Source organism: Pseudomonas sp. WS 5010, from assembly GCF_012985565.1.
GTDB lineage: Bacteria > Pseudomonadota > Gammaproteobacteria > Pseudomonadales > Pseudomonadaceae > Aquipseudomonas.
Genome location: NZ_JAAQWQ010000022.1, coordinates 1 through 8,054, shown reverse-complemented (window position 1 = coordinate 8,054; position 8,054 = coordinate 1). Strand labels below are relative to the sequence as shown.

The window sequence follows — 8,054 nt, the reverse complement described above, 5'->3', positions numbered from 1 at the left end:
AGCGCCAGCGTGCGCATTACCCATCGCGGCGGCCTGCATGCGCGTCCCGCAGCCCTGGTTCGCAAGACCGCCCAGGGTTTCAGCAGCCAGTCGCAGCTGCATTTCGCCGGCAAGTCGGCGTCGTGCGACAGCCTGATCGGGTTGATGGGGCTGGGTATTGGTGAGCAGGACGAGGTACAGGTCACCTGCCTGGGCAAGGATTGCGACGCGGCGTTACAGGCATTGGTCGCGGCCTTATCCGTCGTCATTAAAGAAGAACACCACGTCCCGGCCATCGTCGTTCCACGCCGGGCAAACAGTGAAGCCGGTGTGCTGCAAGGTGTGTGTGCTGCGCCGGGACTGGTCTACGGGCCGCTGTTTCGCCTGACTGGTATCGAACTGCCGGCCGACACCGGCAACCATTCTGCCGACGAACAACTGCAACGCCTGAACGCAGCGTTGGATCAAGTGCGCAGCGAAATCCGCACGACACTGAAGCATGCCCGCCAGCGTAAGAACGTCGAGGAAGAGGAGATCTTCGCGGCGCATCTCGCCTTGCTGGAGGACCCAACACTGCTGGAGGCGGCTACCGGCGCCATCGAAAACGGCAGCGCCGCTACCCACGCCTGGCGCGATGCGATCCAGGCGCAATGCGGGGTGTTGCTGGCCTTGGGTAAACCACTGTTCGCCGAGCGTTCAAACGATCTACGGGATCTGCAACAACGCGTATTGCGAGCTTTGCTCGGTGAAGCCTGGCAATTCGGATTGCCTGCCGGCGCGATCGTCAGCGCCCACGAGTTGACGCCGTCTGACCTGCTGCAATTGAGTGCCCAGAAGGCTGCCGGCCTCTGCATGGCCGAAGGCGGTGCGACTTCCCATGTGGCGATTCTGGCTCGTGGCAAAGGCTTGCCGTGTGTGGTAGCGCTGGGCGCCGAAGTACTCGATGTTTCCCAAGGCCAACGGGTGGTGCTCGACGCCGTCAACGGGCGCCTGGAACTGGAACCCACCGAAGCACGCCGCGCCGAAGTGCACCAGATTCGCGACGCACAGAAGCTGCGTCGCCAACAGCAACAGGCCCAGGCCCAACAGCCGGCGAACACCATTGATGGCACGACCATCGAAGTGGCCGCCAACGTTGCCTCCAGCGCCGAAGCCCAGGTTGCTTTTGAGAGCGGCGCCGATGGCGTCGGCCTGCTGCGCACCGAATTTCTCTTCGTCGACCGCCGCACCGCGCCGGATGAGCAGGAACAGCGCCAGGCCTACCAAGCTGTGCTGGATGCCATGGGCGACAAGTCCGTGATCATCCGCACCATCGATGTGGGCGGCGATAAGCAGCTTGATTATCTGCCGCTGCCGGTTGAAACCAACCCGGTGTTGGGCTTGCGCGGTATTCGCCTGGCTCAGGTCCGCCCTGAGGTGCTCGACCAGCAACTGCGTGCCCTGCTGCAAGTAAGCCCGCTGGCGCGTTGCCGCATCCTGCTGCCGATGGTCAGCGAAGTCGACGAGTTGCTGCACATCCGCCAGCGCTTCGATGAGCTGTGCAAAGAGCTGGAACTGACCCAGCGCCCCGAACTAGGAGTGATGATCGAAGTGCCCGCCGCTGCATTGATGGCCGAGCAACTGGCCAAGCACGCGGACTTCCTGTCCATTGGCACCAATGACCTGTCCCAGTACACCCTGGCCATGGACCGCGACCACGCCGGCCTCGCCGCGCGGGTCGATGCGTTGCACCCGGCGCTGCTGCGGCTGATCGCCCAGACCTGTGCCGGTGCGGCCAAGCACGGGCGTTGGGTCGGCGTGTGCGGAGCCCTCGCCTCCGACCCGCTGGCCACCCCGGTGCTGGTCGGTCTGGGCGTCAGCGAGCTGTCGGTGAGCTCGCCGCAGATCGGTGAAATCAAGGACCGCGTCCGCCACCTGGACGCGGCGCAATGCCGGCAACTGAGCCAAGGCCTGCTCGACCTGAGCAGTGCCAACGCCGTCCGTCAAGCCTGTCAATACCACTGGCCGCTGAGCTGATAACAACAACAAAAGGAGACATGCCATGTATCAACATTTCATCGAAGGCCTGCAACGCCTGGGCCGGGCACTCATGCTGCCGATCGCGATCCTGCCGATCGCCGGCCTGCTGCTACGCCTGGGCGACACCGACCTGCTGAACATCGCGGTGATGCACGACGCCGGGCAGGCAATTTTCGCCAACCTCGCGCTGATCTTCGCCATCGGCATCGCCGTGGGGTTCGCCCGTGACAACAACGGCACGGCGGGTTTGGCCGGTGCGATTGGTTACCTGGTGATGGTCTCCACCCTCAAGGGGATGGACACCTCCATCAACATGGGCATGCTTGCGGGTATCGCCAGTGGCTTGATGGCAGGAGGACTGTATAACCGCTTCAAGGACATCAAGTTGCCGGAGTACCTGGCGTTCTTTGGCGGGCGGCGTTTTGTGCCGATTATCACGGGGTTCAGTGCGGTTGGACTGGGGGTGATCTTTGGTTTGATCTGGGCGCCGATCCAGCACGGTATTGACAGCTTCGGCGTGCTGCTGATGGAAAGCGGCAGCCTCGGCGCGTTTGTGTTTGGGGTGGTCAACCGCCTGCTGATCGTCACTGGCCTGCACCACATCCTCAACAATATGGCGTGGTTTGTGTTCGGCACCTTTACCGATCCGGTGACCGGCGCCGTGGTCACTGGCGACCTCGCCCGCTACTTCGCGGGCGACCCCAAAGGCGGCCAGTTCATGACCGGCATGTTCCCGGTGATGCTGTTCGGCCTGCCCGCTGCCTGCTTGGCGATGTACCGCAACGCCCTGCCTGAACGCCGCAAAGTCATGGGCGGGATTTTCCTGTCGATGGCGCTGACCTCGTTCTTGACCGGAGTGACTGAGCCGGTTGAATTCGCGTTCATGTTCCTCGCGCCATTCCTGTATCTGGTCCATGCGGTGCTGACGGGCCTGTCGATGGCTGTCACCAATATGCTGGATATCCACTTGGGCTTTACCTTCGCCGCAGGGGTTATCGACATGGTGCTGGGTTGGGGTAAGTCCAGCAATGGTTGGTTGGTGTTTCCTGTGGGGTTGGCTTACGCGGTGATCTACTACAGCGTGTTCAACTACTGCATTCGGCGGTTCAACCTGAAGACGCCGGGGCGTGAAGATATCCAGGTGGTACAGGCCGAAGCGATGAGTGATAACCAGCGGGCCAGTGCCTATATCCGCGCCCTGGGCGGCGCCGCCAACCTGCTCAGCGTCGGCGCCTGCACCACCCGTCTGCGCCTGGACATGGTCGACCGCAACAAGGCGGTGGACGCGGAGCTGAAAGCACTCGGCGCGATAGCTGTTGTGCGGCCAGGGAGCGGCGGGAGTTTGCAGGTGGTGGTCGGGCCGATGGCGGATTGCATTGCTGATGAAATTCGGTTGGCCATGCCTTCGTTTGTTGCCAGAGCACCTGTGTCGGTCGTGCCCTTGGATAAGCAGGTGGCGGTGACTGTGCAGGAAGCCGAGAAATGGCTGAGTGCTTTGGGTGGCAGGGGGAATGTGCGGCAGTTGGAAGCGGTGGCGATGACGCGGTTGCGGGTGGAGCTGGGGGATGAATCGGGGTTGTCCGAAGCTGATCTCACTGCGCTGGGTTGCCAAGGTGTCAGCCAACTGGAAAGCGGTGTTTGGCACTTGTTGATTGGTGACAAGGCCACAGGCTTGGGTGAGGCGCTTGAGTATTTGGTCGGTGCTCAGCAGACCGGGGCGGGCGCTTAAAGGGGGGTATGCCCAAACCGCCGAAATTTCCGTCGGGCCTATAAATGCGTGTTTTGAGATCGGATGGCGTTGCAGCGTTTTTTTGACCTCAATCAACGACGGCATCAAAAACGCGGACTACTTCAGATCTCCCTTAGGGAGACGTTGATTTATACAAAAAATCAGTTGTTGACCCCTGATAAGTCAAGGCCTCCCTAGGCTCCGCTTCTCTGCTTTAGCCCGCTATTCAGAGGAGTATTGAAAATGACGAGAGGAGCGAAATGAAAAAAATCTTAATTGTTAATGCCGATGACTTTGGCATGAGCAAAGGCCAGAACTACGGGATAGTTGAGTCATATAATAACGGCATCGTCACTTCGACAACCGCCATGGTTACCTCTCCTTATGCGTTACACGCAGCTGAACTGAGTCAGAAAAACCCAGGTTTAGGCGTCGGGCTTCACGTTGTTTTGACCTATGGACGTCCGTTAACGGCTATGAAAAGTCTGGTTAATGAAGCCGGGGATCTAGGTAAATGGTTGTGGGAATATGCAGAAAAGGGAATGCTGAAACCCGCAGAGATAGCAGTTGAATTAAATGCGCAATTTGAGAAGTTCATAGAGGTTTTTGGGAAGGTCCCTACACATTTGGACAGCCATCATTTTGTGCATATGCTGCCAGAAATTTATCCCGTGGTTGAGAGCTTCGCAAGCAGTAAATCATTGCCTTTGCGGATAGATCGCACTGAAGCTAAAAAATTTAATATTCAAGTAAGTACTTCCCGCTCCACCAATTATTTCGATTCCAGTTTTTATGGAGAGGCCGTTTCAGAGGCGCTTATCCTGCAAATACTAGAGAATGCCGATAAGAGAGGTGATATGAGTCTTGAGATAATGTGTCACCCCGCATTTTTAGATGAAGTCATTCTAAAGAGTTCATATTGCTATCCCCGGATTAAAGAAGTTGATGTTTTGACCTCCCTAGCGCTCAGGAAAGAAATCATATCCTGCGGATATAGCTTGGAAAACTACTCTTCGATCTGAAGATTTCAAATCGGCCTAAAAATATCCGGAGGATCAGGTGATCTTGACGAATAAACCTTATTTAACTGAGATAACATTTTATCCTGTTAAATCGACTGGTGGAATCAGCCAATCACAAGTGTGGGTTGAGAAGCAGGGGATTGCGTTCGATCGCCGCTTTATGGCGGCGCGTGAAGATGGCGAGATGATAACGGCCCGTGAGTTCCCGCAGTTACTTAATATAACCGCTACGCTATTTGCGCAGGGGTTATATTTAACCTATGCGCAATGTAAATGTCTCGTATTGAAGTATTCAGACTTTATGATGCTTGAGGCTGGCACCAATGTGTTCAAGGATAACTTTATTGCCTTTACTACTACCGATGAGGCGAATCAATGGTTTTCGGCTATTTTGAGTGCCCCGGTGCAACTGCTTTATACCGGTGAACAATCAAATAGAACGCGTGAGGCTATTCCATTTAACATCAGTTTCGCTGACGGTTACCCTTTGCTTATCATCAGTGAGGCCTCTTTGGCCGCGCTGAATGAGCGCAGCATTGAGAATGTCTCAATGACCCATTTTAGACCTAATCTAGTGGTCAGTGGAACGAATGCTTTCGATGAAGATAGCTGGAAGCGAATTCGTATTGGTGACGTTATCTTTGAGGGAGTTAAACCCTGCACGCGATGTATTCTCACAACGATTGATCCGAAAAGCACAACCTTCGATGCAAAAAAAGAGCCGTTAAAAACACTGTCTGAATTCAGAAGCGATGAACAAGGAAATATTAAATTCGGACATAATCTTGTTGCCCTCAACGAAGGAGTGATTAGAGTAGGGGATTTTATCGAGGTTTTAGAAGAGAAGCCCCGGGAGGTATTTAACGCCAGTACCACTAAAAGCCTAAGTCTGATTTGTGTTAAGCGGGAGAACGTCTCTCACGATATTTGTACTTTCTGGTTTGAATCTGGAAACGGCAATTTACTCCCCTCATACCTTCCAGGGCAACATCTTCCTATAACGCTTAAAATAGACGGTCAGTATTTCACGCGTCGCTATACGCTATCGTCAACACCTTCACGCGCGGGACTATATGCAATATCGGTAAAACGAGCACCCGGTGGGCGTGTCTCGAACTGGTTACATGACCACTTGCAGGTGGGGCACAAGTTAGCTATCGAATCACCTGCCGGTGAATTCTATCTCGATATTACTGCTGATAAGCTTTTATTGCTTGCTGCGGGCAGCGGTATCACACCAATGATTTCTATGCTGCGTTACCTCTATGATAATAAAAGGCATATTGATATTTATCTCTACTATCAATGCCGTGCTCGGGAGGACATAGCTTTTAAATCAGAGATTGATTATCTTCAGAGCGTTAACCCCAATCTAAAAATTATTATCGCATTAACCCGGCCTGATGAGTTATGGGGCGGGCCAAAGCGACGCTTAGATACTCAGTTGCTCAAGGGGATTCCTAAGGTAAACGAGCGGCAGGTATTTGCCTGTGGTCCTGATGAATTCATGAAATATGCTAAGCGTGAATTATTGATGCTCGGTGTGCCTGAGTCACATTATCATCAAGAAACGTTCAATATTGCTATTGTTCCTCAAGCTGAGTTTAGGTCCGTTAACCTGATGGTCAATGGTGTCGCCTTCCTAGGCGATAATCAGCAGCCTTTATTGCGTCAAGCTGAGCAAGCGGGTGTGCAACTACCTTATGGATGTCGGGCAGGGTTTTGTAGGCAATGTAAAGTTAGAGTCGTTTCTGGATTCGTTGACCAACAAAGTGCATCAGCGTTATCTGCAGAAGAACAACTGAGCAATCATGTCTTGACCTGCTGTGCGGTTCCATTAACAGACTTGGTAGTAGAATCTGCGTGACTTGAGGTATAGAAGTTTCAAACTTCCAGCTTATGGAAAAAATGCTGCTCTCTGCGCATATCGAGGATCGACTGCCGGGCAACACCCCGTGCGGCTCAGCAGAAAGGACGCTGTTTTTGCTGGGCGTGATGAATACCCGTAGCTACACGCGAGTCGTCCTTGTTCAGTTTGAATGAGCAGCTTACTGGACATCCATGTGATTGGTAAAACACGACTAGGGGCTGAGCTTTTACGCAGTCCTAGAAGTGCTACAGTCCCGCCAAACCATAGAGGGAACGACATGCGGATTTTGATAGCGGCGGTAGCGGTGGTGCTGCTGGCGGGGTGCGTTTCGAGTCACGTTGATATTCCAAAGCCCCACGAAACTCAAGAGTGCATGACCTACAGGTCAATGATGACCGCGCCTATGGCGCCGGATGCGATGCAACGATTGAAGGCAGCGTGCGAGCATTCGAGATATCAGTAGCTTTCGAGTTGCGCTGTGGTAGCCAACCGCCCAACTAGCGCCGGGCTTTTTGCATCTGGCGCTATCGACTGTTATCGCATCAATGGGTGCCTCATACTGAGGCTGGGTGGTTAAGGAAGCCTCTTAGCCTTACGTGAACTGTGCGATCACTTCGTCCGATGACATAACATCGGCATATTCATCACCAAGTATTGCTAAGGTCAGGTCGTAAACAGTTTTGGCGTCCCAGGTCTTTCCATTCGCCCCGACGACGGGCACAGCAGTTGTGGCGTTTGAGGGAAGAATGATGCTGTATCCGAGTGCTTTGCCCGCACGGACCGTGGCATCCATGCTGTTATGAATGACGACCCCCGTTAGCACCAACTGTTTTGCTTTCATCCCTTTGAGAGTGGCGTCCAACTCGGTGCCAATGAAGGCGCAGTTTTCATGTTTGATGATGACGACTTCTCCCTTTATCGGGGCAACGACTTACTTGATGCCATTCCACGGGCCATGGACGTAATAACTAGATGTAGGAGTTTGTTCATCGTGCTTCACGTGCAGAACTGGCCAGTCGTTTGATCGCCATAGATCAAGAAGGCGTTGGATTACCGCCACGTACCCAGGATTATTTTTTCCGTCCCAATTCGGGCGGTCAATGGCGTCCTGAACGTCAAGGATAACCAGGGGGATAGGGCTGGGTTGATCCTTCATGTGATTTCAGTTCCTTCAGGTGGGGCGAGCGGATTGAGCTTGCTGTAACAAACTGTTCCCAGCAACTGGTCGAACATGAATCCAACACGTCGCGAACGTTGTCGGCTATTTCTGTGCCACCTTGCTGCTCAACCCAGTTCGTAAGCTCCATGTGTAGTGGTCAACTAATCCCGGACACGACGTTAAGTTTTTTCTCGGCCTGAGCCGGGGCCAGCCCATTATTGAACTGATGCGGTCTAATCCAGTTGTACCGATGCATCAGGTAATAGCTGATGTCGC

General features: G+C 54.1%; 5 protein-coding genes. 4 read left to right on the top strand and 1 reads right to left on the bottom strand.

Annotation, left to right across the window (positions count from 1 at the left end; genetic code table 11):
• From ptsP to HBO11_RS28350, 4 genes are all read left to right on the top strand, one after another.
• Nucleotides 1-1,995 (top strand): phosphoenolpyruvate--protein phosphotransferase (ptsP, locus tag HBO11_RS28365; protein ID WP_169957350.1); only part of this gene is annotated, 1,995 nt, incomplete at its 5' end.
• A 25-nt stretch (nucleotides 1,996-2,020) separates the two neighbouring features.
• The gene (nagE, locus tag HBO11_RS28360; RefSeq protein WP_170059066.1) at nucleotides 2,021-3,727 is read left to right on the top strand and encodes an N-acetylglucosamine-specific PTS transporter subunit IIBC; all 1,707 of its coding nucleotides are present in this window, start codon (nucleotides 2,021-2,023) and stop codon (nucleotides 3,725-3,727) included.
• 260 nt (nucleotides 3,728-3,987) lie between these two features.
• Complete coding sequence (gene chbG, locus HBO11_RS28355; RefSeq protein ID WP_169957346.1) at nucleotides 3,988-4,749, top strand: chitin disaccharide deacetylase; 762 nt, start codon at nucleotides 3,988-3,990, stop codon at nucleotides 4,747-4,749.
• A gap of 43 nt (nucleotides 4,750-4,792) precedes the next feature.
• Nucleotides 4,793-6,616 carry a hybrid-cluster NAD(P)-dependent oxidoreductase gene (locus tag HBO11_RS28350; protein ID WP_187699332.1) on the top strand — a complete coding sequence of 608 codons (1,824 nt, stop codon included), beginning with the start codon at nucleotides 4,793-4,795 and terminating at the stop codon, nucleotides 6,614-6,616.
• 595 nt (nucleotides 6,617-7,211) lie between these two features.
• Here HBO11_RS28350 and HBO11_RS28820 read toward each other — a convergent pair.
• Entirely contained in the window at nucleotides 7,212-7,538 is a 327-nt protein-coding gene (locus tag HBO11_RS28820) for an isochorismatase family protein (RefSeq protein WP_346266885.1), read from the bottom strand.
• Nucleotides 7,539-8,054: the final 516 nt, after the last annotated feature.